33 protein-coding genes and 1 pseudogene are annotated in these 24439 nt (G+C 55.2%); 11 read left to right on the top strand and 23 right to left on the bottom strand.

Annotation, left to right across the window (positions count from 1 at the left end; translation table 11 throughout):
- Window positions 1-23: 23 nt before the first annotated feature.
- The 7 genes from ACQG2Q_RS26010 to relB form a co-directional block, all read right to left on the bottom strand.
- A complete protein-coding gene (locus tag ACQG2Q_RS26010; RefSeq protein ID WP_032663722.1) occupies window positions 24-815 on the bottom strand; it encodes an N-6 DNA methylase in 792 nt (263 codons plus the stop codon).
- A gap of 40 nt (window positions 816-855) precedes the next feature.
- Window positions 856-1056, bottom strand: a complete 201-nt coding sequence (locus ACQG2Q_RS26005; protein WP_031494497.1) for a hypothetical protein — start codon at window positions 1054-1056, stop codon at window positions 856-858.
- Window positions 1057-1145: 89 nt separating this feature from the next.
- Window positions 1146-1607: a DUF1419 domain-containing protein gene (locus tag ACQG2Q_RS26000; RefSeq protein WP_048974901.1), complete on the bottom strand. Its 462-nt coding sequence runs from the start codon at window positions 1605-1607 to the stop codon at window positions 1146-1148.
- 59 nt (window positions 1608-1666) lie between these two features.
- Window positions 1667-1981: a hypothetical protein gene (locus ACQG2Q_RS25995; RefSeq protein ID WP_023338051.1), complete on the bottom strand. Its 315-nt coding sequence runs from the start codon at window positions 1979-1981 to the stop codon at window positions 1667-1669.
- Between the two features lie 878 nt (window positions 1982-2859).
- Window positions 2860-3018 (bottom strand): type I toxin-antitoxin system Hok family toxin, encoded by a 159-nt coding sequence (locus tag ACQG2Q_RS25990; protein WP_013087178.1) that lies wholly within the window; start codon window positions 3016-3018, stop codon window positions 2860-2862.
- A gap of 71 nt (window positions 3019-3089) precedes the next feature.
- Entirely contained in the window at window positions 3090-3377 is a 288-nt protein-coding gene (relE, locus tag ACQG2Q_RS25985) for a type II toxin-antitoxin system mRNA interferase RelE (RefSeq protein ID WP_000323025.1), read from the bottom strand.
- The gene (gene relB, locus ACQG2Q_RS25980) at window positions 3377-3616 is read right to left on the bottom strand and encodes a type II toxin-antitoxin system antitoxin RelB (RefSeq protein ID WP_004196370.1); all 240 of its coding nucleotides are present in this window, start codon (window positions 3614-3616) and stop codon (window positions 3377-3379) included. Before relB ends, relE begins: the two co-directional genes overlap by 1 nt.
- 24 nt (window positions 3617-3640) lie before the next feature.
- On the opposite strand from relB, the pseudogene ydfV reads away from it, so the two are divergent.
- The 4 genes and pseudogenes from ydfV to ACQG2Q_RS25960 all read left to right on the top strand — a co-directional run.
- Window positions 3641-3739: pseudogene (gene ydfV / locus ACQG2Q_RS25975) on the top strand (protein YdfV); the annotation flags it as partial.
- 127 nt (window positions 3740-3866) lie between these two features.
- Window positions 3867-4232 carry a hypothetical protein gene (locus tag ACQG2Q_RS25970; RefSeq protein WP_009651956.1) on the top strand — a complete coding sequence of 122 codons (366 nt, stop codon included), beginning with the start codon at window positions 3867-3869 and terminating at the stop codon, window positions 4230-4232.
- 43 nt (window positions 4233-4275) lie between these two features.
- Window positions 4276-5013, top strand: coding sequence for a HupE/UreJ family protein (locus ACQG2Q_RS25965; RefSeq protein WP_008460272.1), 738 nt, complete (start codon window positions 4276-4278; stop codon window positions 5011-5013).
- Between the two features lie 13 nt (window positions 5014-5026).
- Window positions 5027-5716 (top strand): hypothetical protein, encoded by a 690-nt coding sequence (locus ACQG2Q_RS25960; protein WP_004196322.1) that lies wholly within the window; start codon window positions 5027-5029, stop codon window positions 5714-5716.
- A gap of 30 nt (window positions 5717-5746) precedes the next feature.
- On the opposite strand, the gene chrA is transcribed toward ACQG2Q_RS25960, so the two are convergent.
- Together chrA and ACQG2Q_RS25950 are read right to left on the bottom strand one after the other, a co-directional pair.
- Window positions 5747-7123, bottom strand: a complete 1377-nt coding sequence (chrA, locus tag ACQG2Q_RS25955) for a chromate efflux transporter (RefSeq protein WP_004196363.1) — start codon at window positions 7121-7123, stop codon at window positions 5747-5749.
- Entirely contained in the window at window positions 7080-8057 is a 978-nt protein-coding gene (locus ACQG2Q_RS25950) for a chromate resistance protein ChrB domain-containing protein (RefSeq protein WP_004196334.1), read from the bottom strand. Before ACQG2Q_RS25950 ends, chrA begins: the two co-directional genes overlap by 44 nt.
- Window positions 8058-8403: 346 nt before the next feature.
- Between ACQG2Q_RS25950 and ACQG2Q_RS25945 the strand changes: the two genes are divergently transcribed.
- The 7 genes from ACQG2Q_RS25945 (at window position 8404) to ACQG2Q_RS25915 (ending at window position 14204) form a co-directional block, all read left to right on the top strand.
- A complete protein-coding gene (locus ACQG2Q_RS25945; protein ID WP_004196359.1) occupies window positions 8404-8775 on the top strand; it encodes a hypothetical protein in 372 nt (123 codons plus the stop codon).
- A 62-nt stretch (window positions 8776-8837) separates the two neighbouring features.
- Window positions 8838-9758 carry a methyltransferase domain-containing protein gene (locus tag ACQG2Q_RS25940; RefSeq protein ID WP_004196315.1) on the top strand — a complete coding sequence of 307 codons (921 nt, stop codon included), beginning with the start codon at window positions 8838-8840 and terminating at the stop codon, window positions 9756-9758.
- A gap of 53 nt (window positions 9759-9811) precedes the next feature.
- Window positions 9812-10570 (top strand): hypothetical protein, encoded by a 759-nt coding sequence (locus ACQG2Q_RS25935; RefSeq protein WP_004196325.1) that lies wholly within the window; start codon window positions 9812-9814, stop codon window positions 10568-10570.
- 233 nt (window positions 10571-10803) lie between these two features.
- Window positions 10804-12102 (top strand): MFS transporter, encoded by a 1299-nt coding sequence (gene nirA, locus ACQG2Q_RS25930; protein ID WP_004196314.1) that lies wholly within the window; start codon window positions 10804-10806, stop codon window positions 12100-12102.
- Between the two features lie 105 nt (window positions 12103-12207).
- On the top strand, window positions 12208-12477 hold the full coding sequence (locus ACQG2Q_RS25925; RefSeq protein WP_004196355.1) for a nickel-sensing transcriptional repressor NcrB: 270 nt from the start codon (window positions 12208-12210) through the stop codon (window positions 12475-12477).
- Between the two features lie 12 nt (window positions 12478-12489).
- A complete protein-coding gene (locus tag ACQG2Q_RS25920) occupies window positions 12490-13620 on the top strand; it encodes a Ni(II)/Co(II) efflux transporter permease subunit NcrC (RefSeq protein ID WP_004196366.1) in 1131 nt (376 codons plus the stop codon).
- A gap of 161 nt (window positions 13621-13781) precedes the next feature.
- Entirely contained in the window at window positions 13782-14204 is a 423-nt protein-coding gene (locus ACQG2Q_RS25915) for a nickel resistance OB fold protein NcrY (protein ID WP_032072095.1), read from the top strand.
- Between the two features lie 255 nt (window positions 14205-14459).
- On the opposite strand, the gene ACQG2Q_RS25910 is transcribed toward ACQG2Q_RS25915, so the two are convergent.
- The 14 genes from ACQG2Q_RS25910 to ACQG2Q_RS25845 form a co-directional block, all read right to left on the bottom strand.
- Entirely contained in the window at window positions 14460-15800 is a 1341-nt protein-coding gene (locus ACQG2Q_RS25910; RefSeq protein WP_004196353.1) for an IS1202-like element ISEsa1 family transposase, read from the bottom strand.
- A 68-nt stretch (window positions 15801-15868) separates the two neighbouring features.
- A complete protein-coding gene (locus ACQG2Q_RS25905; protein ID WP_033488165.1) occupies window positions 15869-16171 on the bottom strand; it encodes a hypothetical protein in 303 nt (100 codons plus the stop codon).
- A 56-nt stretch (window positions 16172-16227) separates the two neighbouring features.
- Window positions 16228-16554 carry a hypothetical protein gene (locus ACQG2Q_RS25900; protein ID WP_033488164.1) on the bottom strand — a complete coding sequence of 109 codons (327 nt, stop codon included), beginning with the start codon at window positions 16552-16554 and terminating at the stop codon, window positions 16228-16230.
- Window positions 16551-17279, bottom strand: a complete 729-nt coding sequence (locus tag ACQG2Q_RS25895; RefSeq protein WP_033488163.1) for a plasmid SOS inhibition protein A — start codon at window positions 17277-17279, stop codon at window positions 16551-16553. Before ACQG2Q_RS25895 ends, ACQG2Q_RS25900 begins: the two co-directional genes overlap by 4 nt.
- On the bottom strand, window positions 17276-17710 hold the full coding sequence (psiB, locus tag ACQG2Q_RS25890) for a conjugation system SOS inhibitor PsiB (protein ID WP_033488162.1): 435 nt from the start codon (window positions 17708-17710) through the stop codon (window positions 17276-17278). Before psiB ends, ACQG2Q_RS25895 begins: the two co-directional genes overlap by 4 nt.
- Window positions 17711-17747: 37 nt before the next feature.
- Window positions 17748-19760, bottom strand: coding sequence for a ParB/RepB/Spo0J family partition protein (locus ACQG2Q_RS25885; protein WP_033488161.1), 2013 nt, complete (start codon window positions 19758-19760; stop codon window positions 17748-17750).
- Window positions 19761-19827: 67 nt separating this feature from the next.
- Window positions 19828-20193 carry a hypothetical protein gene (locus ACQG2Q_RS25880; protein WP_015572064.1) on the bottom strand — a complete coding sequence of 122 codons (366 nt, stop codon included), beginning with the start codon at window positions 20191-20193 and terminating at the stop codon, window positions 19828-19830.
- Between the two features lie 43 nt (window positions 20194-20236).
- Window positions 20237-20509, bottom strand: a complete 273-nt coding sequence (locus ACQG2Q_RS25875; RefSeq protein WP_023337954.1) for a hypothetical protein — start codon at window positions 20507-20509, stop codon at window positions 20237-20239.
- A gap of 734 nt (window positions 20510-21243) precedes the next feature.
- Entirely contained in the window at window positions 21244-21441 is a 198-nt protein-coding gene (locus tag ACQG2Q_RS25870) for a hypothetical protein (RefSeq protein ID WP_023345621.1), read from the bottom strand.
- Between the two features lie 49 nt (window positions 21442-21490).
- On the bottom strand, window positions 21491-21901 hold the full coding sequence (locus ACQG2Q_RS25865; RefSeq protein ID WP_033488160.1) for a DUF1380 family protein: 411 nt from the start codon (window positions 21899-21901) through the stop codon (window positions 21491-21493).
- Window positions 21902-21943: 42 nt separating this feature from the next.
- The gene (locus ACQG2Q_RS25860; RefSeq protein ID WP_033488159.1) at window positions 21944-22372 is read right to left on the bottom strand and encodes an antirestriction protein; all 429 of its coding nucleotides are present in this window, start codon (window positions 22370-22372) and stop codon (window positions 21944-21946) included.
- 355 nt (window positions 22373-22727) lie between these two features.
- A complete protein-coding gene (locus ACQG2Q_RS25855) occupies window positions 22728-23150 on the bottom strand; it encodes a DUF1380 family protein (protein ID WP_033488158.1) in 423 nt (140 codons plus the stop codon).
- Between the two features lie 55 nt (window positions 23151-23205).
- Window positions 23206-23427 carry a hypothetical protein gene (locus ACQG2Q_RS25850; RefSeq protein WP_013087144.1) on the bottom strand — a complete coding sequence of 74 codons (222 nt, stop codon included), beginning with the start codon at window positions 23425-23427 and terminating at the stop codon, window positions 23206-23208.
- Window positions 23424-24116, bottom strand: coding sequence for a DNA methylase (locus ACQG2Q_RS25845; protein ID WP_033488157.1), 693 nt, complete (start codon window positions 24114-24116; stop codon window positions 23424-23426). The genes ACQG2Q_RS25850 and ACQG2Q_RS25845 overlap by 4 nt, the downstream gene beginning before the upstream one ends.
- Window positions 24117-24439: the final 323 nt, after the last annotated feature.

Raw genomic sequence — 24439 nt, 5'->3', positions numbered from 1 at the left:
GGTTAGCCCTGCCGCTCTGTCAGTCAGGCGGCCACGGTGGCCAGAAAGTTTTTCATTGCATCCAGACGACTGCGAAATACCAGACGTCCCTGCCAGTCATTGAAGTAATAAACGGGGGTGTAACGCACGAGGTTTGCTTTCAGGGTCAGCGTATTACCGGTCACGACTTTCGCGGGTATACCCAGCAGTGCCAGCTGGATAAAGGCCATATCTGCCACCATTGGATCGATGTCAGTGCAGGTGGCATACAGCTGTTCTGAAGGGTTATATCCCGCTTCAGCCAGCCAGTATGCAAAGGCAATGACCATTCCGGCGCTACCACAGGCTGGCTCATCGAGCGTTATCCACCCCTCACGCTTTATCGTCTCCTGAGCGCCGGGCATGAGTAGTCCGGCCATCAGGCGGGAGATGCAGGACGGGGAGAAATACTGCCCCATTTCGTCCGCGCCCAGCTCCTGCTCCATATACAGAGCGCCGAGGAAATCATGAATTTCACCCGCCAGCCCCTCCACCAACAGGCAGAACAGCTGCTTCATGGCGTCCAGATCGTCCGGCTGATACCGTTCGCAGATGCGACGGCTGTTTTCGATGTTCTCCGGCGAGCGAATACGGGCCATATCCAGCTCGCTGGCTGCCAGGGTGATGAAGTCGCGGAACACTTCGGAACGGCGCATATTTTTCGCCGTCTGACGGAAGACACTAGCGAACTCTTTACGCGCCTCAGCTGGCGACAGCATCCGGGCAGGCGCAGAACCCTGCGGCTGCGGATCAATCTGGTCTGCCAGGAACAGGGATTCAAAACTCAGTTGTGACATGGTTTCTCCTTACCGGCCGCCCGCGGGCGGCCGTCTCCTGTTATGCCAGTCCAAGCGCCGGGTAGACGCTGACAGCCAGACCACAGTCAGCATCGGCGGCGTAGCCCGTTTCGGCATTTACCACGGACAGGAACGGCTGCCACTGTGAGAAGCGCAGCGCGGGTACGCGTGCGCGTTTTCCGGCGCGGAGGGCATTTACAAATGCCTTCGCCTGTGCGACAGTTTGCGGGTCAAATTTCACGATCAATCTCCTTACTTTGGTTGTGATTGCCGTATCTCGTTTTGGTAGGCCAGATACGGCGTTGAGAAAGCAGGGGCAACCCTGCTTTTTTAATGCGCGGAATTCAGCGGCGCATCGAGACAGAAACGGGCGATCACGTCGCCAATCAGCTCCCGGTGATGGCGGGTGTGCAGGTCATGGCACTCAAAGAAACGCGCGCCGTACCGTACAAAAATCGCGGTCACGTCCCCGCCCGTAAACTCCATCGACTTGAACGACTCCCCGCCAAAACCTCGGCACCAGTCCACAGGCGGCAGCGTTTCCATCTGGTCGATGTACCGGGCCTCGGTGATTTCAACCCAGGGACGGCGATAGCCGTCATTCTGCTTTTCCTGTACCAGAGTCGCGGGGATCAACTCCGCATCCGGATAGAGGCGGCGCAGGGATTCCAGCGTTATCGCTTCACGCTGAGTCACCCACTGCCCTTCCAGCTTTGTTGCCCGGTCATAAACGGCGTTATGTGACGGAACGAAAAAGGCCATTGGTGCAGCGGCCGGGGTGTTAACGTTCATCTTCATGCTCCTGTCTGATGAGATTCCGTGCGGCGGCTGCCGCACGGGGTGAGCCGGATTTAAATGTCGATACCTGCGCGCTCGATCAGGCGCACAAACTGTTTGAAGTGGTCAGCTTCAGCCACATGGATATGGCGGAACTGTTTATCGACGCCGCTGCTGAGGGCGTAGAAATAGGTGCAGCGCATTGTTTCGGGGCAACGTCTGCGCAGTTTCTTCAGCTCAGCAAGGCTGCTGAACTCCAGAACGTCCGATTCCTCCTCAGAGTTTTTTTTCGTCTCAGCGACGAGGATCGTGTACGACACGGTTTTTCCCCCCATCTTTCTGGAAGATTCTTGAGCGGCGGTTTTGACGTTGACGTTTCGTGTGTGCATCCTGGTTTTCTCCTGTGGTGATGGTTGTCCATCTCCCTGGTGAGTTCTCTCGCGGCAAAGGGCAAAGGAGCAACGGCAGGGCGGCAGGAGAAGGGCGGAGACGAAAGTTTTTGCGGCACGCAAAAAGTTTTGGCGGAGTGCATTTCACCCTTCGGATGACGAACTGACGGTGCTACAAGCAGCCCTCCGCGTGAGGACACACGGGGGATGGCTTCACCGGGGGGAACAGGATGCACACACCCGACACGGCGGAACGGCGTGGCGCCATTAAAGCGACGGCATCAGCCGGCGCGGTGAAGGCGTTCCGGACGGCACGGCCGGAGAAGCCGCAGCCCTTGACCTTAGCCATCAGACCCTAGCGTCAGCCCGAAACCCGAAGGGGTTCGGCGGAGCCCGGCGGGTGCGCAGCAGCCGCCCTGGCGGAGTGGGGCTCGACGACCGGACAGCAGCGCTGGCCGGGAGCCGAAGGGGGCCATCGCCCTGCCCTGTTTTCGGGTTATGGCCACGGAGCTGCAGCGGAGAAAGATAACCAGCAGGACGACGGATATGACGCCCGGGATGAAGAACACAGGGAAAACCAGGCTGAAGCCAGGTACAGGCAGGTAACTCATGGCGCTCTGACTTCAGCAAAATCAGGCAGGAAGGGCAGGCGTTTTGACAAGACGGAGGGAGCCGAGGGGCAGCGCCGGAGGCGCGTCCCCCTTCCCCCGTTCCCCGCAGGGGAACAGACCTTCCGGGTTGTTCATGCATGCGACTGCACCCTTCGGGATGGAAAAAGGGGCTACCGGTAAACCGGCAACCCCTTCATAAAGGCGCTTCAGGCATGTCCACACAGTCTCAGCCCCTGAATGGCGGGGGTTTCCCCCCGCCGGGGTTAGCTACTTAGCGGATTCGTAAGCCATAAAAGCCGCCACCTCCCTGTCCGTGTCCCTGTACCGGATTTCGCAGAGCGATTTCCGTGTCAGGTAAGTGAATATCAGCAGTGTGAGACACACTATTAATACGCACCAGAGCAGGGTGTTTCGCGGCAGTTTCATGGCCTTCTTCTCCTGTCAACGCAAAGCAGAAGTGTCACCTTCGGTGCGAAACAGAGATGTCATGCTTTGGTTCAGAGAATGCGTTTGACCGCCTCGCTATATACTTCCGAGCGTTCTCTTTTCCCAACAGAAATCACGAAAACGACAACTTTCTCGTCTATAACCTGGTATACAAGGCGATAGCCTGAAGACCGGAGCTTAATCTTGTAACAATCAGGCATACCACGGAGCTTGTTTGCTTCAATCCGGGGTGACTCAAGTACTTCAACCAGCTTCTTTTTCAACTGTTCACGTACCGTCGAGCCCAGCTTTCGCCATTCCTTTAGTGCCCGCTCGTCAAAATCCAGAAAATACGCCATCAGAGTTCATCCAGCGTCACACGTACTGGCTTAGGATTACAAAGTCGTTCTTTCACTATCTCCACAAGTTCAGCATCTTCATCACTCAGGAGTGTCTGTTTGAACGGCAAGCGTTCATTGTCAGCGATATACTCGAGCATGAGACGAAGCGCTTCAGAAGGAGTTACGCCCATTTTTTCAAGCGCGGCGTAAGAACGCGCTTTAAGTTCATCGTCAATACGTAGGTTAATGCTACCCATGTCTTACACCCCTTGTAATTACAAATGTCATTACAAGTATCGCACTACAACATGCTTAGGGCAAGTCACGAAGTAAGTCAGAAAGTAGTCGTAAGAACGGTGATCACTGTCCGCTTTGTGCCAGAAGTGGACGGCAGGATTTGTTGAACATTTCAGACAAAACCAAACTCAAAACAACTATTGAAATCAAGCCAGCATAGCGGATACATTACGCACGTTGTTACTTTGTATCATCAGGATGCCGTTAACTGTGTTTATCAGCCGTGAAGTCATTTCCAGAATCGTGCTTATCATCATGGCTGTTGCCGTGCTGAGCAGTTCGTTTATGGCAAAGCCACAGGCTGCATACAGCGTTCAGGAAACAACGTCCATCAGTGACCATCAACACGACAGCGATGAACCACTGAATGAGCACGATCCATTGTTGTTTCACTCCCACGGTAGCGTGCATCACCTCAATGCCGATCATTCCCACGATCTGAATAAACTCTTTGCTCTGCCTACTCTGCACGCATGGAATCCGGGCATGCGGGTGATATATGCGTTGAGTTCAGAACAAATACTGCAAATGCCGCAGTCCACCCCCGAACGCCCTCCGAGAATCCTGTCTGCGTAATAACTTCTGCTAATTCGTTATTATTCAACATGTAAGGATTTTTATGTATACCAGCCTTGATACACAGGGCCGGTTGAGCGCTCGCCTGCTTTCAGCTCAGGCGCGTTCGGCTTGTCTGTTTTTCCTGTTGTTACTGCTTTTCTACAGCCAGGGCGCGTATGCGCACGGCGTGGCGGAAGGCGACAAAGGGTACATCCAGGAAATCACCGGGGTGAACATCATCCCGTTTATCTACCTTGGCGCGAAGCACATGGTGACCGGTTACGATCATCTGCTGTTTCTGTTCGGGGTGATTTTCTTTCTCTACAAAATGCGTGATATCGGGCTGTACGTTAGCCTGTTCGCTATCGGGCATTCAACGACGCTGCTCATCGGCACCTTCTTTGATATCAGCGTCAGTGCTTACCTTATTGACGCCATTATCGGGCTGTCCGTGGTCTATAAAGCGCTTGATAACCTCGGGGCATTCCAGCGCTGGTTTGGCGTTCAGCCCAACACGAAGCTTGCGACGCTCATCTTTGGATTCTTCCACGGTTTTGGTCTGGCAACCAAAATCCAGGAATTCGAAATCTCTCCCGATGGCCTGTTTGTCAACCTGATTGCCTTCAACATTGGCGTTGAGATCGGCCAGCTGCTCGCGCTGAGCGCCATCCTGATCGTTATGAGCTACTGGCGGCAAACGGCGAGCTTTTTCCGACACGCTTATACCGCCAATGTGGTGATGATGAGCGCGGGATTTCTGTTAATGAGTTACCAGCTTTGTGGCTACATTTTAGCCTGAGGGAGACAAAACAATGTACAACACTGATTTACCAACACGCGCAGAATTACCTTCTGCCATCAAACTGATGCAGTCCACTATCCTCGCCGCCATCGTGGCGCTGACGCTGCTGATCACCGTCGTCATGCCTTCGGAATACGGCATTGATCCTACTGGCGTGGGTCGTTTACTGGGGCTTAAGCAGATGGGAGAAATCAAAACGCAGCTTGCCGAAGAAGCTGATGCCGATAATCAGGCCAGCGCTGTTCAGCAAGGACAGCTGGCTGCGCCAGTTAATGAGCGACCGATCCCGGATAATCCTCCGGCAATAACGCAGAACACCTACCCGGAGCTGAGCGTTCCGGCGACCACGCGCGCGCCGGAAGTACCATCGGCTGGCTCGCAACGTCATCAGATGCTCATCACCCTGAAGCCTAACGAAGCTGCTGAAGTTAAACTGGAAATGCGCAAAGATGCCCGCGTGACCTATCAGTGGACAAGTTCCGGACCGGTAAACGTGGATGCGCACGGCGATCCGGTCAACGCCCCGAAAGGCTTCTACCATGGCTATGGTAAAGCCCGGCAGATCACATCCGGAGACGGCGTTTTACAGGCCGCGTTCGAGGGTAAACATGGCTGGTTCTGGCGAAATCGTGGTTCTGAGACCATCACGATCCAGCTTGATACAACCGGCGACTACCTGAACATCAAACGGGTTATCTGATAAATCAGGGGCAGGATAACCTGCCCCTTTTCACACAGCTGACAGCCCGGTCAGGCGGAGTATCAGCCCGGCGAGAGCCGCCATGGCAATAACGTGCGTAACCTTCCATTTTAATCTGAAAAGCGCAAACGCAGCGGCGACGGCAATCAGGGCGGCAGGGATATCGATCCCTCCCTTTGCGCCTTCCGGCCATACGGTATGCCAGATAAAAAACAGCCCCAGATTAACAATGACGCCCACTACGGCCGCTGTGATGGCGGTTAAAGGTGCCGTGAAACCCGCCTTGTTGTGGGTCGTTTCGATAAACGGCCCGCCTGCCAGCACGAAAATGAAGGACGGGAGAAAGGTAAACCAGGTCACCATGCAGGCGGCAACGGCGCCGCCGACAAACAGCATATCCGCGCCAAAAACGGCATGGGTATACCCGCCCACAAATCCGACAAACGTGACCACCATAATCAGCGGGCCGGGCGTGGTTTCTCCCAGCGCCAGCCCGTCCATCATCTGCCCGGCAGTCAGCCAGCCAAAATTGACGACAGCACCCTGATAAACGTATGGCAGGACGGCGTAGGCCCCACCGAAGGTAAGGAGCGCAGCCTTGGTAAAGAACCAGCCCATCTGCGTCACCGGATGCGCCCAGCCCAGCCCCAGCGTCAGCACCGTCATGGGAATAAGCCAGAGCAGTGCACCCGCTGCCACAATCCTTAACAGTTTCGCCCAGCTGAACAGGGCATGCGCCGGTACGGGCGTATGATCGTCAATAACCGCAGCATCAACGGCGGCTTTCTCCTGTTTGTTATGCCCGCTGCCGCTGTGAAATTTTTCCGGCGCGATGCGTCCGCCGATAAAGCCAGTTATCGCTGCTGAAATAACGATGACGGGAAAAGGAACGTTCAGGGCGAAAACGGCCACAAAAGCCGCAGCAGCTATGGCCCAGTGGGCACCGTGTTTCAGCGCACGGGAGCCGATGCGATGCGCCGCCTGCAGCACGATTGCCGCCACGGCGGGTTTAATGCCGTAAAAGATACCGGCAATAATGGCAACGTCTCCCCAGGCGATATAGATCCACGACAACGCGATAAGAATAAAAAGTGAGGGAAGGATAAATAACAAACCCGCTATCACTCCGCCCAAGGTCCTGTGCATCAGCCAGCCAATGTAGGTGGCAAGTTGCTGAGCTTCCGGACCGGGCAGCACCATACAGAAATTGAGTGCGTGGAGAAAACGGGACTCGGAAATCCAGCGCCGGTTCTCGACCAGTTCCTGATGCATGATCGCAATCTGTCCGGCAGGACCGCCAAAGCTGATAAAACCCAGCTTCATCCAGAACCAGAACGCCTCCTTCAGGGGGACCGGCTTGGGCTTAACGTTTTCCTCTGCCAGCGTCAGCAACTCCGTTTTGTTCATCATGGCCGGACCTCATTTCAAACGTCGTTAACAGACCGTCAAACAGCGAACAGGCCGCTGTGAGTAATGTGTCATCATCCGTAATGCTTTCACGCAATCCTGCCAGTACACTTTCAACGCCAGCGGCTTCGGGGGGCTGAACCCCGCCAACATCAAGGTAATGCACAAGCATCCCCAGACCATTCAGGGCATCCCCCGTCAGCCCGAAGCGGACCATCAGCACTTCAAAGGTCACACGATTGTCGATGTGGCTGAAGGTCGCGCCATCAAAATCAAACCCCACCGCCTCTTCCGGGCAATCGTTGCCATCCTTAAGCCAGAGAAACTGCGCATCCTGGTCGATAAAACGCCGTATAAGCCAGGCGCTGGCAAGCCTGTCAATCCATGGCCGGCGACGCGTAGCCCAGATCCTGTTATGAAAATCCTCAGGCTTCAGCCGTGTCAGCAAGCCACTGACGGCATGAGGCTCTCCGGGAGAGATGAACCTGTTAATGCCAGCTTCCAGTTCTGACAAGGCAAAAATGGCCTGCGCCTGCGCTTCACCAGGAAAGAAATCAATCGCCACAATCCGATCCAGCTCGCGACGAAGTTTTCTTACCATCTTCAGTTGGCTGACCGCGGTTTCCTCATTAAGGTCGTTTTTACAAACCTGAAGGCTCTCCATCAGGATCAGGTACTGCTGAGAGCGATCGAATAACGGGCGAATTTTCTCTTCGTCGGAAGTCTCTGCGTCAAAAACAAAGGCCGTTCCTCCCTCACCGCTGATTTCACGACTCATCTCGTTAAAAATCTCATGGCTCTGTTGCGCTTCAGGCAACAGATAAACGCCGTCGCGCAGCATGGCGGCACCGGTATTTTTTAATGCCCGCCAGACACGCATACGTAATGTGGCCTGCTCAGTGGGCAGTGTCAGAATAAGGATATGTAGTTTCATAGTGTAGAGATTAATACATATGGTAGAGATTGCTACATATTTTCAGTCTTTCTAACCGTACATATCGCTATCTTTTTATGGTGCTCATAATTGCTCTTATCGGTACCGGTCTTGCTACCGTTGCACTGGGCCTGCTGGCGGGCGACAGGGCAGGGGGAGTCGGGAACGGCGCTGGCAATGAAGATGCTTGCTTATATTCTGGTCGCCCCGGTCGCTGATGCATTATGCGGGCCTTTTTATTCATATCGCCAATACAAGACTTTACATTCCAGCCCTTACATCCTCCCCGGGGGGATGCTAATCTTTTTATACCGTTGTCATTGTCTATTGAGGAAAGCAATCAGCGATGTACCCGATGTTTAAACGTTCGCCCCGTTATGTTCTGATGATCGTCATCATGGCCATTGGCATGATGATGTCGTCGATGGTGACGTTTGCGTCGCACGGTACAAACGGCCTGACAGGCTACGAGATGAATCTGCATGACGCAGAAGTCACCATGTCAATGCAGGATCACTCTCACGATTCGGATATCCCTCAGTCTGGCCACGCAGGCCATCATCAGACAGACCATTTCCATGAAACCCCTGAGCAGCCGCCCTCTGTAGAGATTTCCCTCTCTCCTGTAACAGACAGATGGTTGCCGCTTGCCGATCTTCGTAGCCCGGTTAAGGCCACGGACATCATTTACCGTCCTCCCAGCATCCGCCAGATCTGATCGCTGTTACCGGCAGTTTTTGCTGCCCGGCTTTAATCAACTTCAGATTTAGCGGAGAGGCTATGTATAAAGACTCTATCCAGGCGCGTCGAGAGATTGCGCGTAATTTCACTGCACTCAATTATCGTGTTGATCCCCTGCACTGGCAGACGCTCTGCATGGGCGTTAATCGCGACCTTCAGGCCAAAAAAATGCGTCCGAATGTCCCGGTTCCTTCACGGCGTAAAGTCATTCCGTTCCTGAAAATGATGCATCAGGAAACGGGCTCGATGCTCAAAGCGATCCTTGCCTTTGGCTTTGATGGCCCCTGGACATCCAGCGGCGGTTCATTTCGCCTGGCGCGAGAAATTGGGTTCGACATCGCCCACTATGCGAAAAACATTCACCACAAAAACGGGAAAGTCACCTTCCTGGAAATTGGTGCCGCCTGGGCGGGTTTTCGCGCTGAGGAATGTGCCGGCCATCAGGCGACGATTTCCGGGCTTTCCGGGGAGTTCAGGGAGCAACTTGGGGAAAGCGTATTCCTGCACTTCACTAATCTCACACCGTGGCATGCATCGCTGCCAAAAGGCGTGACTGAGCATCCTTACGTGACAGCAGCCGGGCTGGGAGCGCTGGAAAACAGAGGTGTTCAGGCAGGTGAGGTCGATATTATCTACTCCCAGGCAGCGGCCTATTTCGAACAGGATTACACGGCTTTCCTTCGCAGCGCTGCACGCCTGCTGAAAGAGGATGGCGTCCTGATCTTCAACCATGACCCTGTTCTGGCGAGCGCGATGGATGAAGTCGCCTGGGAGCACGGACTGCGGCTGGTCAGACGTAAGCAAATGGGAGGAATGAATGGCGCGATTGCCCGTTATCACCGGCTTCGTTCGTCCCCGGTAAGTCAGATGGTCTTCCCCGGCGTAAAGCGGGCAGAGGATGAAGAAGTGGTCTGTGAATCACTGGTTATGTCGGCGCTTCGTCGCAACGTAGAGGTGTAACGCCCGATATGTTGACGCGCAGACATTTTCTCACCACCACAGGAGCGTTGCTGATGACAACATTACTGCCGGGGGAAACCCTGGCAGCCTCTCTGGCTGAAAAAGTCAGTGAAACATGGCAAAAAATAAACACCCGCCGCAATCAACAAGAGGCGATAACGCCGGGCTGGGTTTTGCAGTCGCTCGGGCTTAAACCTGGCTCAACTGAACTGCGAAGAGCCATTTTTGAGCTGGTCAGGCGGATACCCTATCAGCTCGGTGCATGGAATGGCGAAAGCATGAGTCTGTTTCAGCAGGGCTTTGGCGACTGCCGTCATAAAGCCGCTGCTGCCGAACGACTGCTGACCGATGGTGGCATTACGGCAAAGCGAAAGCTGGTGCGGTTTGACTGGGCTGATTTGCCTGTACCTGCGGATATTCTGGCAATTTTGCCGCAAACACAGGGATTTCATGACACTGTGGCTTTTGAGCTACAGGGCAAAACATACCTGTTTGATGCCACCTGGGATATGGCCTTGCGCGGAGCGGGTTTCCCGGTGATGCCTTCCTGGGATGGCAACTCTGATACCTGGCCGGTGACTTCCCGGATGTCGACGCAGCAAACCGTACTAATGCCGCAGCCAGGGCAGGACATTTACAGCACTAACCAGATGAGCTGGCCGCAGCGCGAGAAAACCATGGCGTTTAATCAGGCACTGAATAACTGGCTGGAGGTCATTCGGGCTAACCGTGATGACTGGTGCACCATTATCCATAGTGATATTGAAGCCACCCGGTTGAGCCTGAAAACCTGTCTGGGACAACTGAGTTAATTCCCTTCTCGTCAGGAGGGGCTGCGCAGGGAAGCGGCGATAACACCTTCGACACTTTTTATGCTGCTTCAGGTATAACGCTGGGATACCTGAAGCTTTTTTATTTAACATCCAAGATAACAGACGAATCAGTATCCTCCTCACCCGGATAAAGCTTGTCATTTTTTTCAGGTCCCTCTATGCTTTGAATATCCCCCTGGGGGGGATGTGATTTCAAACCAAGAGATTTCCTGATGCTCAACATTCTTTCTAATCGTACCTATCGCCACCTGTTTATGGCACAGGTTATCGCCCTTATTGGCACCGGTCTGGCGACCGTTGCGTTAGGGTTACTGGCCTACGATCTCGCAGGTGACAGAGCCGGGGCAGTGCTGGGTACCGCGCTGGCTATCAAAATGAGCGCCTATATTCTTGTTGCGCCCGTGGCGGCGGCTTTTGCCGATAAATTCCCGCGTCGCACCATGCTGGTAACACTGGACCTGGTTCGCGCTCTCGTGGCTATCACGCTGCCTTTTGTCACCCAGATATGGGAAATCTACATCCTGATCTTCATTCTTCAGGCTGCCTCGGCGGCGTTTACGCCTACTTTCCAGGCAACTATCCCGGATATTCTTCCTGACGAACGTGAATATACCCGGGCGCTGTCTCTGTCACGTCTGGCCTACGATCTTGAAAGCGTCATCAGCCCTATGCTGGCGGCTGCACTGCTGACGGTCATGAGTTTCCACAACCTGTTTGCCGGTACGGCAGTCGGGTTCCTTGCTTCAGCAGCTCTGGTTGTTTCCGTGACACTGCCGAAGATGAAAGCGTTAACGGTCAAACGCAGCATCTATGACAAAACTACACGAGGTATGCGCATCTTCCTGAAAACGCCCAGACTGCGCGGCCTGCTGGCACTCAACATGGCCGTAGCGGCAGCGAGTGCAATGGTTATCGTCAACACCGTCGTTCTGGTTCAGGCGGACTTTGGTTTCTCACAGCGGTCTACCGCTATTGCGCTGGCCTTCTTCGGCGTGGGGTCCATGGTATCGGCCCTGGTTCTCCCCAGACTCCTCGACAACATGAGCGACCGTATGCCGATGCTTGCAGGTACGGCGCTTTTAGTCATTGGCCTGGGGTCAGGCATTTTCCTGAAGGATTACATCACGCTGGTTGTGCTCTGGGCACTGCTGGGGGTGGGCTATTCACTTTCTCAGACACCGGGTGGTCGCCTGCTGCGCCGTTCGTCAACAGCGGAAGACAGACCGGCGCTGTTTGCCGCCCAGTTTGCACTGTCACATTCATGCTGGCTGGTGACTTATCCGCTGGCCGGATGGGTTGGTGCGGCATGGGGGACACAGGCTTCATTCATCGCCCTGACTGTTGTGGCAACATTGTCGCTGGTCACCGCCGTACTTATCTGGCGTCCTGAGCATGAAGTGTACGCTCAGGTTCACAGCCACAAAGACCCGGAAACAAACAACGAATCGACCCATGAGCATGATTTCGTCATTGACGATGAACATCCGTCCTGGCCGAAGAAAGAGAAGTAATTTCCCAAAAAAAGACAACGTATCAGGAGAGGATAAGCCGATAAAAAGTGTGACCATGGCGTTGATACACATTATCTTATCCCTTCCACCTGGAGAGGATAAACCATGACCGTTCATGCATCACACCCTGACATTATTAAAAGACTTAAACGTGCCGCAGGGCACCTGAAAAGTACCATCCAGATGCTCGAAGATGAGAAAGCATGTCTGGATATCGCCCAGCAACTGCACGCTGTGGAAAAGGCGATAACGAATGCGAAGCGTACCTTAATTCATGACCATCTGGATCACTGCCTGGAGGATGCCCTTCATGCTGACCACACGGAGTCTGATAAGACGCTTAGCGAATTTAAAGAGATAACTAAATATCTTTAAGGCAAGCGAAACATGACTGATTTTTCCACTCTTTTACAGCAAGGCGTGGCCAATGCCTGGCTGTTCATCCCCAGCGCTATTTTGCTCGGTGCGCTTCACGGACTGGAGCCAGGGCATTCCAAAACGATGATGGCCGCCTTTATTGTGGCCATCCGGGGAACGGTCAAGCAAGCGGTATTACTGGGGCTTGCCGCGACAATTTCTCATACGTCTGTTGTCTGGCTCATTGCGTTCGGCGGAATGTATATCAGTCAGAAATTCACTGCTGAATCAGCCGAACCCTGGTTTCAGCTGATTTCCGCCGTCATCATTCTCGGTACGGCGGCATGGATGTTCTGGCGAACCTGGCGCGGCGAAAAGCTGTGGAAGATGGAGCAGGAAGAGGAACACAGCCACGGTCATCACGATCATGACGAAACCCGCATCATCGATACGGGCCATGGCAGCGTTGAACTCTCGATTTTCGAAGAAGGACAACCCCCTCACTGGCGTTTACGCTCGCTCAGCGGCAAGAAATGGGAAGCTCGCGACATTTCTCTGGTGACCAACCGTGGTCCAGGGACATTTTCACAGGTATTTGATTTCGTCGAAAAAGACGGGTTTATGGAATCGGCCCTGGCGATCCCGGAGCCACACAGCTTTGATGTTCGCCTGTCTTTAGGCCATCGCGGCCATGTGCATGATTATGATGTGGAATTCCGTGAACATGAACACGACCACGATCATTCCTCGCTGGAAGGTCTGGATGTTAATTCTCGCGAATATCAGGATGCTCACGAAAAAGCGCATGCGAACGACATCAAAAAACGTTTTGCGAATCGCAGCGTAACCACCGGACAAATAATCCTGTTCGGCCTGACCGGCGGCCTTATTCCTTGCCCGGCAGCCATTACCGTTTTGCTGCTCTGCATCCAGGTGAAGGAATTTACGCTCGGTGCCGCGCTGGTACTGTGTTTCAGCATCGGTTTAGCGATCACGCTGGTTTCAGTGGGCGCAGCGGCGGCTTTCAGCGTTCGTCAGGCAACCAAACGCTGGAGTGGCCTGGATACGCTGGCGCGGCGGGCTCCATACTTCTCAAGCGTACTGATTGCACTTGTCGGCATTTACATGGGCTATCACGGCTGGATCGGCGTAACGAGCTGATTTTCTCCTGTATGAATCTCACGCCTGAACCCACCAACCGGTGGGTTTTATATTTCTGAAGCCCATCATATTTTTATCCCCCTGCCGGGGATAGGAATTGAGCTTTTATAGCCGCTCATTTATCATCGACAATATCCCCCATGGGGGATGTAAAATTATAAATGGAATCTGCTATGCAAAAACAATATTTCAGTCAGTTCGTCACCGGAGTGTTACTCACTTCGTTCATCGCCATTCCTGCTCTGGCAGCGCAAGGTGGCTTCTCCGCAGAGAAAGAGCCTGTCGTCACTGAGCACATGTATGCCGGTCATAAAGTTCAGCAGGAGAATAGTCAAAGCCGGATTCAGATCGTATCGTCAATGCACGAAGGGGCGTGGATCACACTGGAAGGCAATGTTGTCAGCCAGCAGCAGGACGAGTGGTATACGTTCCGCGACCCAACCGGTACCATCAAAGTCCGCATCCCGCAGAAAGTCTGGAACGGGCAGCACTTCGATGCTCAGGACCTGGTACGGGTCAGTGGACCGGTAAGCCATGAAAATGATGGTTCAATTTTATATGTTGCAGTTATCAGCAAACCCTAAAACACAATTCTGACGGGCTATGTTTTTTTATATATATAGTTCGTCAACCAAACGTCCGCTTCTCGCTCTTAGCGGACATTAGCATAGGCTATTTACCATAACGCCGCATTACGCGCACCGCCCAGACTGACTCAGCGCGTTTCTGGCATATCCCCGGTAAAACAAGTAACAAACCACCCGAAAATGAACACCAGAAACGCGACTTAAGAATCTACCCTATGAATGGATATGCACTCAACCGAATCGATCTTGGTTTCAATCTTTTTTATCGGGATCAGGCTTCTTTTTAGGTAACTTCGGGGGCTTAACTTGCTGATGACTTTGCGTTCGGCGCGTAAGCCAGGGATGGTCAGCTTTAGGTTTAACATAGTATTTTGAGCGTAAATCAATACGGGCATTATCCACTCGTTCATGGACACTCTTTTCATCATCCAGTGGTATAGGCTCCGGGCCATCAACATACTTTTCCCAGCCCAGCGCTTTCCCGTCATACAGAACGTTAATTTCACCGTCAAAGTTCTCGCATACAGTAACAACCGAATGCCTAAGTCGATATCCCCGGCCCTCACTGCGTACCTGAAACGCACTGCTTTTGTACTGGAAAGTGAGATTTTTAGACAGAACGCGCTTCGCCTGTAGGCTGAAGATATAACCCAGTTCCTCTTCAGAATGGTGCACATCAAGATGAGCATTATCAGTAGTACGAGGCGACGTAGCGAACCGGTTGTTATAGGCTTCAATAAAGGTCGGCAACCATGCATTTGCTGTTTCAATATCACTGATATTCTGAAGCCGCATTTCTTTGACCAGCCTGTCCTGTAGTGTCTGATTGGCGCGCTCTACCCGCCCTTTTGCCTGCGGGCTGTTGGCATGGATTGGCTCGATGCCCAGTGTCTTTATCGCACGAGTGAACTGGGTCAGCTCACCTTCCCGCTCTGGGTTATTTACCCTGAATATACTGTGTCTATCAGAGTAGAGAGCGAGCGGTACGCCATGATCATTAAGGTAACCCCGGAGGGTTTCCATGTAAGCCCGGGTTGTTTCAGCAGGCACAAAACGCAACGCCATCAACGCACTGGTGGCATCATCAATGAAAACGATCAGTGTACATCTGGGGCCTCGATTTTCAAACCAGTCATGAGGTGAGCCATCAATCTGGATCAGTTCACCGTAAGATGGTCGTCGCATGCGGCGTTGATATATACGGGCAATTTTACGACGGCGTTCACGCCATAACCCCTCTTCTATCATCCACTTTCTGAGAGTTTCAACGGATAAAGATAAACCGTGTATCTCGCGCAATTTTTCGCACGCAAACGTAGGTCCAAAATCAGCGTAACGGCCTTTGAGGAGTGAAATTACTGTTGCTCTGAATTCAGTAGAAAAGGAATTATTAGGACGCTTTCCACGTCGGTGGGAAACCAGACCAGAAGGCCCTTCATTTCTATACCGTTGCACCAGACGTTTAACCTGCCGAATAGAAATGCCAATGCGTGCCGCAGCTTGTTCCTGAGTAATATGTCGATTAATTGACTCCTGAATAATCTGAAGTCGGTGGAGTTCCTTATGACTCATCGTAACAGTCTCTTTGATCATGAAAAATCCCCCAGAGAATTGTCTGGGGACATTTTAGAATGGTTCAAAGGGGACATTACAGCTTGGTGTTAACAGTCCCCGGCACTTACAAATACGGCCTCAGAATTACCTTGCCCCCAGAATGCCAGCTTGTACCCGACGCCCCAGACAAAGAAGATAATCCCGGCACTCAGAACGCCGTATTTAATTACGCAGAGCAGGACTTTATCGAACCAGCCTGGCGTATCACGCCATGTGATAACCATCGCTATCAGACTGCATATGAACAGGCCAGCATAATAGCCTGTCGTGCCTTCCCATTCTGGCGCAGCATGCCTGACGATTAAAAAGAACAGCGCGTACAGTAATATAACGAGCAACCAGTACCTCATAGTCCTGCTTTCCTTTTGTATGGCCATCTGTTCAGTCAGACAGCATTGTATCTGATTCATCGGGCAGACTTGCCATTGAAATACGCCGGACGCGCTGCCAGTTCCCGCTCGATTAACTCATCGGCAAACAAAGGGGCAACACGATTAATCCGTGCCTGCATGTTGCGCCTTCTCACCGCTGCTTTCCGTTCATCGCTCCAGCGCTGGATCTGTTTCTGACCGAGAAAATCCACGCATACAGCGTAACCTGAGCCAGCTACCCAGCGTGACATTACCTCTTCAGGTGCCGCCTGCCCTGCCTCCACGACAACTGAAACCAGCTCCAGTGGACCAGGGCAGGGCATGTGTGGCAATTTCCAGCGCAGGGAATAGCGCCACTTCATACACCGCTCCGATCAGCCAGCTTATTTGGCACCTGCCAGCGTTCAGCGACACGAACATGCTCAGGTGTTTCCCGGACAATAAACGGGATTTCATACATCACTGCATACAGCGGCTCACCGCTGATGCGAAGCCAGTCAAGTTCCTTCAGCGACGCGAACCGCGACTGCCAGCGCCAGAACGGTGCAGCAAGCTCTGCCGCGTCAAACTCGTCGCTCCACCGGGTGTACCAGGTGCAGACGGTTTCCGGTGACTGAAAATTCAGGTCGATTTTCGCCTGCTCCAGCAGGTTCTGGCGCAGTTTCCAGCGCTGTTCGTACTCACGGGACTGGCGGCGAAGCTGACGCGTGGTCTTAATGCCGGACCTGTGCAGCCGTCGCCCCGTGCGGGTGTGCATGACTTCAGGGAATAGCTCGGCCTGCACGTCAATCGTGAGCGGCAGCGGGCAGGCTTCGCCACAGGTGGCAATCATCGTGTTAAGCGCTTCCTCGACCTGTTTCAGGTTCGAATGACGGTTATTTGGCACCCAGTGCAGGCCAGGTATTTTATTGGCCACCGTGGCGTTGAGGCGTCCGCTGCCCGTGAGCAAGCGCAGAAAGATACGCACATACGGCATGGCGGGCAGTCGTGCGCCGCGTTCGCGGGCAGACTCAACATGGCTGATAGCCTGAATTGCAGCCTGACGGGCAGGCTTCAGGGAAACGAGCGCGTGTGAGGACGGGATCATGCTGTCACCCCCACGCTCATCAGGTTCACCACAGTGCTGGCTGTGCAGTTAAAGCGGCGCATACCTGCCAGCTGCGCGATAAGCTGGTTTATCCGGTCAGGCTGGAGCGTGTCGCTCTGGTAAAGGGTACGCACCACTTCACCGCCGGAGGAGAGCAGCACCAGAAGCCAGTAAGGCGAGACTTCGCCGGGGCTGCACACGCACAGATGCCAGTCATCGCTGCCTTCCGCGCTGAAGCGGCACTGGACGGGGAAGAAGCCACCGAACTCGGTGCGGAACTCGGCACAGACGCACCATCCTTCAGGTGTCGACAGAAGGCCGGTCACGGCATCGCTGAGGGCGCGGCGCGCGTCCTCGCCCTGCTGACGGATAAACTCCAGGTCTGTGGCGGTCAGGGTGTTGATTCGGTTCAGGTCATATTGCATGGTCATGTCTTTTTCCGCCGCCCGAAGGCGGCGGCCTCCGGTATTAAGCAGCGTGGTCAGTGGTATCAGCGTCGGATTCAGTGGCTTCTTCAGCCTCAGCGGCTGGCGCAGGGCGCACCATCCAGTCAGGCAGCCAGCCCTGAGCATTCAGATCCTGTTCGGCGGCCTTTGCCGCATCGCGGCGCTTGAGCTTCACAATCTCTCCGGCGCGGGCACTCAGTCCGGCTTCTTCGTAGGCCTTGCCGATCTGGGCGATGGTAAGCTTGCCGAAGTAGCTCTCTGCCCCCGGTTGCCACCACTTGCGCAGGTCAAAGTCCAGCGCCGCTTCCAGCGCGTCCAGTTCACTGGTGTCCGTGCGGTTATACAGGCGTTCCTGAATGCCGTTGATACCGTGCACTGCACAGAATCCCAGCAGTGTGTTCACCTGCTCGGCTGACCATGACAGCAGCCAGGTGAAATCGAGATGCCAGTTTTCGGGCAGCGTTGCCTGAAGCGCTTTTTTCTGTGCAATGAGCGCCGTCAGCGCCTTCCCTTCTTCACCGGATGGAGCCAGTGATGCAAGGTGATACTGATTCGAGGTCACATAGGCTTTCAGCGGTTCGCTGCGCTTGCCGTGGGTGCGGTCAAAGAGCGCAAGACACAGCGTCCACGTCAGGAGCGCCACCGATACATCAGGTCGACCCGCCAGTTCCGCCTGAACGGCAAGAGTGCGCTCCGCCGACATGGCCTTAACCAGCGTTGCCGGATAGGCGTCAGCGGGAATGTCAGGCGTGGTGTATCTGATAACGTTCTTTTCACGTTCCTGACGCGCCTGTTCTTCTTCTGCCCGGTCTTCGTCGGTCAGCTTGCGGATACCAGGCTGAACCTGAAAATTGCTACCGTCCCATGACACCCAGATTCCGTGCGCGGCGCGAAATTCCGGCGTGGCTTCGCGATACTCTGCCTCGCAGTAAATGTCATCGATCTGCTGCTGAAGCTCGTATTCGTCATCGCAGGTTTCAGTGGCGTCCCTTTGTTCTTCCAGCTCGCTGACGCGCTTCTGTTCTTCTTCCGTCAGGACAGCTTTCGGCATGGCAAAACGGTAAAGTTCACCGTCCTCACCACTGAAGCTTAGTTCCGTCATACGATACTCAGCCCAGCCCCAGCCCTGCTCCTGCTTAACGCGGGCGGCGAGCACGGTGAGCTTGCCAGCCAGCAGAGATTTCACCAGCGCCGCATCGGCAAAGGTGCTGTCCTTGTCGCTGAACAGGTCTGCGGTCAGCGTACCGCCAGCGGCGGTATAGGCTTCCTCGCCCACATACTCAAACATCGGGTGACTGATGGCCATCTTGTCGTCGGTCACCATTTTGCGCAGGGTCTGTACGGCAGGATCGCGCCACTGTACAACAGCCTCTTTCCAGACCTGCTCCTGACGCTCATGGGTATCAGCAAGTGTCAGGACTTCACACTGTTCAAGGGAGATTTCATCCCGCGCCAGCGCATCCAGCAGGGACGAGGCAAGATTCGCCAGCTTCAGGCAGCGCTGAACGTGGCGCGGGTGATAGCCCATCAGTGCGCCGATCTGAGAAGCCGTTTTACCTTCCTGCTGAAGGGTACGAAAACCGATAATCTGCTCGGCGGGATGCATGTTTTTACGTCGACCGTTCTCGATCATCGAGGCCGCCACAGCCATCTCCACGGGCAGGACTTTCACCGGAACAAACGGCGTGTCTGCATCGAGCACACCGCGCATCACCAGAATGCCTGTGCCTCTGCGGCGACCTTCCCCGCCGACAATGCCGATCGTACCGTCCGGCAGTTCTGCACCGATCAGGTTTTGCAGGATGCCCATTGCCTGAATGCTGTCTGCCATCTCTTCCACTTCCTGATCGGTATGCGGAATGATGCGCGTGTTTAAGCCAGTGTGTGACAGGCGGGAGTACGGGAAGATTTGTACGGGCGTATCAGCAAGCAGCTGGACGAGCTTCTGCTCGGTAGACTGCGCGATTTTTTCCGTAGATTTAGTCTGACGGGTGGTCTTGGCTGGTTTTTTTGCCGTAGTATTGGTGGCGACCATGATTTTTACCTCTCAGTGATAGTTGTGGTTAGCCGTGGCCGGAGTGCGATCCGGTCACGGCACTCGGTTAACCGGTAATGCGTTTCGGGTGTGCTGCCAGTGCTCCAAAGGACGGATAGCCATCAAGAAGCTGCATCATGACTTTTGCCCCTTCCAGCATCGCTTTATCCGTTACGCTGCCGCTGTTTTCACACACGTTGATCGTTGCCACGATCCCCGATTTCACATCTGAAAAACGCTCATACATGCGGTTGCTGAACAGGACTCGTTTGCCTCCTGCCATCACCTGCCAGTTGTTGCAGTCATTAAATCGGGTGTCCACGTTGTCAAACTCGACCACGTGGGTGTCGCTGGCCTGAATGCGCAGCAGCTTCACGATTTCGGTGCTCTGCCCGACCTTACGGGTCGCCGGACGGGTGTTAAGGTTCTGCATGTTTCCTCCTTCTCTGGGTTAAGGCCGGACATCCGGCCTCCGGTTAAAGCTGCACGTATTGCAGATTGCGTTTCAGTTCAAAAAGAAAATCCGGTTCAAACGACCAGGCGCGCCAGTTAAGCGTTCCGTTGGTGCGGATCTCCACCTGCACGTCGCCGTATCGGGATACGTCGGACAAGGTGACGGTGACCCCCGCCTTCAGCGAAGTGGCCTGAGCCACCCACTCCCGTGCGACAGAAACAGGGTTTTGTTCTTCCCCCATCTTCCTGGAAGATTCTTGAGCGGCGGTTTTGACGTTGACGTTTCGTGTGTGCATCCTGGTTTTCTCCTGTGGTGATGGTTGTCCATCTCCCTGGTGAGTTCTCTCGCGGCAAGGGCCGAGTAGCTACGGCCGGGCGGCAGGAGAAGGGCGGAGACAAAAGTTTTTGCGTCCCGCAAAAACTTTTGGCGGAGTGCATTTCACCCTTCGGATGACGACCAGACGGTGCTACGAATAGCCCTCCGCGTGAGGACGCACGGGGGATGGCCTCACCGGGGGAACAGGATGCACACACCCGACACGTCGGAACGGCGTGGCGCCATTAAAGCGACGGCATCAGCCGGCGCGGTGAAGGCGTTCCGGACGGCACGGCCGGAGAAGCCGCAGCTTTTGACCTTCGCCATCAGACCCTAGCGTTAGCCCGAAACCCGTAGGGGTTCGGCGGAGCCCGGCGGGTGCGTCAGCAGCCGCCCTGGCGGAGTGGGGCTCGACGACCGGACAGCAGCGCTGGCCGGGAGCCGAAGGGGGCCAGAAGTGGGATTCTGGTGTTTTCAGAGAATTTGCTGATCGGGTTTCAGAGCCTCCACGCCACGCCACGCCACGCCACGCCACGCAGGACCGTATCCGTGACAATTTGCCCCCACAATGCCATTCCTCTGCATTTCTCCTGACTTACACCAGGGGCGGGAGGGGGCAGCGCCGCAGGCGCTGGCCTTGCCGCCCCGTCAGCCCGAAGGGATGACTGGGTTTTCGCGCGCGAACAGGCGGCGCCTATGCCCCGCCCGGATTATTTACTTTCCATCCCCCTGACCGCCCTGGAGAATGAAGTGGCCGCAAAGATAGACGGCACACTGGCGGGTAGCCGATTCGCAGATCTCATCCAGCACTTTCGCTGTGGTTACGGGGCTGAGTCCGGATTCGCGACGTCGCTCGTTGATGAGCGTTTTATACTGGCGCAGGATGCTGCGGGTTTCCGGTGACAGTTGCATGGTGTTCTCCTTTTTTCAGTTTCCGGAGGCAATGCCTCCGGCTTCTCAGTCAGGCCTCGAGCGCAGCGCGCAGGCTCAACATGACGTCATTTTCTTCTTTCAGGGTTTCTTCTGCCGATCCGCCGCCATCCTCAGCGCATACGGCGATACGCTCCATTTCCTTCCCTGCAAGCTGCATCACCACCGCAAGCGCCGCAGCCGGAATGGTGACATTACGGTGTTTCCGTTTTTCTTCCACCATCACCTCAACAATGTTGTAGATGAGAGGGACACACCCGGAGGGATACAGCTCTGCCTCCAGTCTTTCCATCACCACGTCGATCTCTTCATCACTGAGATCCCAGTCAATGCAGAGACCGCGAATATCGTTCCGGCTCCAGCTGGCGAATACAAATTTCTCGCCGTCATTATCGTCATCACGCAGCATTTCGATGGCGATCTCTTTTGCTGTACCAATCATGTTTTTCTCCTTTAGTCGGGCGGCATCGCCGCCCATGGTCAGTCAGTCAAGGGCACGCCAGATCGTGGCGCTTTCAGGGTGGGTATCAGCAAATGCCATAAGCTGCTCATAACGGCGACAGAAGTGGCGGCACAGCTCCTCATGGTCATGGTTGCTGTGGTGCCAGCTCCGGTGATTCAGTACCAGCGCCGTGAGGATGATCCCCGCCACTTCCCCGCTGACAGTCTGCTCAAACCAGTTATCCGGATTGCACAGGGTCAGGCTCTCCACGTCAGGCGCCATAAATCCGCCCCCGTCCGGCAGCCGGTAAAACTGCCAGAATCCCCCCTGATACTCGGGGCAGTAGCGCCAGGCGTAGGCGTACACGGACGCCTCGGACGTCATAAAATCGCCGCCAAACAAATCAGGCAGGAAAGTCAGGCGCTGCGCACCCTCAAGACGAACAGCATCACAGGTCACGGTCTGGTTCATAGATCCTCCACGGTTAACATATTCTCGGTTCCGGCATCGCCGTGACGACACGACAGACCGGCGAAAAGCGGAAGACGCAGGGGCGACGCCGCAAGCCGCAGCGCAAAGCCTTCACGGGCTGAATGCACCGTGAAGGGTGCGAACGGGTGAGGACGGAGGCGTCAGCGAACCCTTGTGGTCGATGCGGCCGGGCTACAGTGAAGTCACGGCGCATGCCGTCACCGCACGGAGCTTCTGGGGAGTTTCATTGTCCCGACGTGGCCAGGCGGGCGGCGTCGGATAAAAGCGGAAGGCACTGACGTCCTTATTCGCTGTGGATGGCCACCGGTTGCCGGGGCGTTACCCCGGCGTTCTCTCAGGCGGCCAGCACCTCCTGTAGGGCGCGAACGTTATTCAGCTCATTTCTGACGGATTCCGGCTCCTGCCGCCCGGCTTCCCAGGCCATACCGATCCGGTTTTCCAGCTCGCATTCATAGTTGCGCAGGATGCGGGACAGAAGTACCGCCGGTACACTAACCTCACGGTTTGCCGCTTCGCGCTGGCGGGTCAGAAGCTCGCTGACAGTCTGATTATTTACCCCCTCCTGGCGGTATTGCGTCATTTTCATTTCGCCGAGCGCCTTCATCACCTCCCGGATTTCAGCCCCGTCCGGTTCTGGCTGGGCTTCACGGCAGGCCACGCTAATCCCATCTTCCGTCCAGACCAGCAGGACCAGGGGTTCGTCAAACGTGAACATGTTTTCAAGCTGTACACAAAGTTCTTCGCGGGTTCCGTACATTGTTTTTTCTCTCTTGTAAGGGGTTACAGGCCGGGCCTCCGCCCGGCAGGGTCAGTCAGTCCTGAAAGGTCTCGTCCAGCACCAGGGCTTCGCGGTAGGCTTCCAGAAGCAGGGTGTTGATCCGGCGCAGGGTCTGCGCTGCCATACGTTCAGTAAGCGTTGCCGCGTCGTGCCGGTGCTGCGATTCGAGGCGGTTCAGCAGCATCCGCACATCACACATGGCATTGCTGAGCGCGGCCACATCCGCGCGCAGGTGTTCAAGGCCCGGGTAATTCATGCTGCCTCCGGCCAGTCAGGGTAAAACGCGCCGTCATTGGCCGCCGGCATCCTTCTCGCCCGTTCAACCTGTGCCAGACGGCGGACGCCGGCGGCGTGGTACTCCTCAAGCATCTCGATCCCGATATAGCGGCGGCTGGCTTCGGCGGCGGCCACGCAGGTGGAGCCGCTGCCGGCGAACGGGTCAAGGACTATGGCCCCCGGACGCGTGAGCGATTCAATCAGCGGTCGCAGGCTCTGCACCGGCTTCTCCGTCGGGTGGTGTCGGTTGCCCGTGTATTTCCAGGGGATCACGTCCGGGATAGGACGGTCCGGGGTTTGCGGCCTCCCCTTCGCCAGCAGGTAGGCGCTCTCATGGGTGTAACCCACGAACGTCGATTTTGAGGCGTAGGACTTGGCAAAGACGATATGGCCAACCACCCGGAAACCGGCCGCTTTCCACGCATTCAGAAACAGATCCGCGCGGTTCCAGGCATAGAAGCTCACCATCAGGCTGTCGTTTTTCAGCACGCGGTACATTTCATGACAGGCGGGCTGGAGCCATTCGGCAGAGTTGTCCCCGGCCAGGGTACGGCCGGTACGGTCCTTATAGCCAACCAGATACGGGGGATCGGTAAGAATAAAATCGACGGCTCGCGCCGGGAAACGGGACATCACCTGCACGCAGTCACCCAGAATATAACGGGACATAGACACACTCCTCTCTGATATGCGGCACCCTCTTGGGCCGTGCCGCCACAAAAACCCGGCTCTGAGCGGAGGACGCTGGGGCGTTCCCGCAAGCCGCAGCGCAAGCCCTTCACGGGCTGAATGCACCGTGAAGGGTGCGAACGGGTGAGGAGAACGGCGATGAGCTTCCCTTGCGGCCGCAGCGGCCGGGTTAGCGTGAAGGCACGGCGTTGAACACGCCGCCGGCTGGCGGCAATAAGGCGGAGGGAACCGACATCCTTTGTTACCGGTTCTGGTAGCTGATGAGTCAGGCAGGGTATGGCAGAATACACACTGATAATGGA

This window comes from Enterobacter cloacae complex sp. 370H10 (assembly GCF_050031535.1).
Lineage (GTDB): Bacteria > Pseudomonadota > Gammaproteobacteria > Enterobacterales > Enterobacteriaceae > Enterobacter > Enterobacter intestinihominis.
This window is presented reverse-complemented; position numbering and strand designations above follow the sequence as displayed.

Coding starts and splice junctions, on each gene's coding strand:
- ACQG2Q_RS26010 (WP_032663722.1), bottom strand. CDS start 815: ATGTCACAACTGAGTTTTGAATCCCTGTTCCTGGCAGACCAGATTGAT.
- ACQG2Q_RS26000 (WP_048974901.1), bottom strand. CDS start 1,607: ATGAACGTTAACACCCCGGCCGCTGCACCAATGGCCTTTTTCGTTCCG.
- ACQG2Q_RS25995 (WP_023338051.1), bottom strand. CDS start 1,981: ATGCACACACGAAACGTCAACGTCAAAACCGCCGCTCAAGAATCTTCC.
- ACQG2Q_RS25990 (WP_013087178.1), bottom strand. CDS start 3,018: ATGAAACTGCCGCGAAACACCCTGCTCTGGTGCGTATTAATAGTGTGT.
- relE (WP_000323025.1), bottom strand. CDS start 3,377: ATGGCGTATTTTCTGGATTTTGACGAGCGGGCACTAAAGGAATGGCGA.
- relB (WP_004196370.1), bottom strand. CDS start 3,616: ATGGGTAGCATTAACCTACGTATTGACGATGAACTTAAAGCGCGTTCT.
- ACQG2Q_RS25965 (WP_008460272.1), top strand. CDS start 4,276: ATGTATACCAGCCTTGATACACAGGGCCGGTTGAGCGCTCGCCTGCTT.
- ACQG2Q_RS25960 (WP_004196322.1), top strand. CDS start 5,027: ATGTACAACACTGATTTACCAACACGCGCAGAATTACCTTCTGCCATC.
- chrA (WP_004196363.1), bottom strand. CDS start 7,123: ATGAACAAAACGGAGTTGCTGACGCTGGCAGAGGAAAACGTTAAGCCC.
- ACQG2Q_RS25950 (WP_004196334.1), bottom strand. CDS start 8,057: ATGAAACTACATATCCTTATTCTGACACTGCCCACTGAGCAGGCCACA.
- ACQG2Q_RS25945 (WP_004196359.1), top strand. CDS start 8,404: ATGTACCCGATGTTTAAACGTTCGCCCCGTTATGTTCTGATGATCGTC.
- ACQG2Q_RS25940 (WP_004196315.1), top strand. CDS start 8,838: ATGTATAAAGACTCTATCCAGGCGCGTCGAGAGATTGCGCGTAATTTC.
- ACQG2Q_RS25935 (WP_004196325.1), top strand. CDS start 9,812: ATGACAACATTACTGCCGGGGGAAACCCTGGCAGCCTCTCTGGCTGAA.
- nirA (WP_004196314.1), top strand. CDS start 10,804: ATGCTCAACATTCTTTCTAATCGTACCTATCGCCACCTGTTTATGGCA.
- ACQG2Q_RS25925 (WP_004196355.1), top strand. CDS start 12,208: ATGACCGTTCATGCATCACACCCTGACATTATTAAAAGACTTAAACGT.
- ACQG2Q_RS25920 (WP_004196366.1), top strand. CDS start 12,490: ATGACTGATTTTTCCACTCTTTTACAGCAAGGCGTGGCCAATGCCTGG.
- ACQG2Q_RS25915 (WP_032072095.1), top strand. CDS start 13,782: ATGGAATCTGCTATGCAAAAACAATATTTCAGTCAGTTCGTCACCGGA.
- ACQG2Q_RS25910 (WP_004196353.1), bottom strand. CDS start 15,800: ATGATCAAAGAGACTGTTACGATGAGTCATAAGGAACTCCACCGACTT.
- ACQG2Q_RS25905 (WP_033488165.1), bottom strand. CDS start 16,171: ATGAGGTACTGGTTGCTCGTTATATTACTGTACGCGCTGTTCTTTTTA.
- ACQG2Q_RS25900 (WP_033488164.1), bottom strand. CDS start 16,554: ATGAAGTGGCGCTATTCCCTGCGCTGGAAATTGCCACACATGCCCTGC.
- ACQG2Q_RS25895 (WP_033488163.1), bottom strand. CDS start 17,279: ATGATCCCGTCCTCACACGCGCTCGTTTCCCTGAAGCCTGCCCGTCAG.
- psiB (WP_033488162.1), bottom strand. CDS start 17,710: ATGACCATGCAATATGACCTGAACCGAATCAACACCCTGACCGCCACA.
- ACQG2Q_RS25885 (WP_033488161.1), bottom strand. CDS start 19,760: ATGGTCGCCACCAATACTACGGCAAAAAAACCAGCCAAGACCACCCGT.
- ACQG2Q_RS25880 (WP_015572064.1), bottom strand. CDS start 20,193: ATGCAGAACCTTAACACCCGTCCGGCGACCCGTAAGGTCGGGCAGAGC.
- ACQG2Q_RS25875 (WP_023337954.1), bottom strand. CDS start 20,509: ATGCACACACGAAACGTCAACGTCAAAACCGCCGCTCAAGAATCTTCC.
- ACQG2Q_RS25870 (WP_023345621.1), bottom strand. CDS start 21,441: ATGCAACTGTCACCGGAAACCCGCAGCATCCTGCGCCAGTATAAAACG.
- ACQG2Q_RS25865 (WP_033488160.1), bottom strand. CDS start 21,901: ATGATTGGTACAGCAAAAGAGATCGCCATCGAAATGCTGCGTGATGAC.
- ACQG2Q_RS25860 (WP_033488159.1), bottom strand. CDS start 22,372: ATGAACCAGACCGTGACCTGTGATGCTGTTCGTCTTGAGGGTGCGCAG.
- ACQG2Q_RS25855 (WP_033488158.1), bottom strand. CDS start 23,150: ATGTACGGAACCCGCGAAGAACTTTGTGTACAGCTTGAAAACATGTTC.
- ACQG2Q_RS25850 (WP_013087144.1), bottom strand. CDS start 23,427: ATGAATTACCCGGGCCTTGAACACCTGCGCGCGGATGTGGCCGCGCTC.
- ACQG2Q_RS25845 (WP_033488157.1), bottom strand. CDS start 24,116: ATGTCCCGTTATATTCTGGGTGACTGCGTGCAGGTGATGTCCCGTTTC.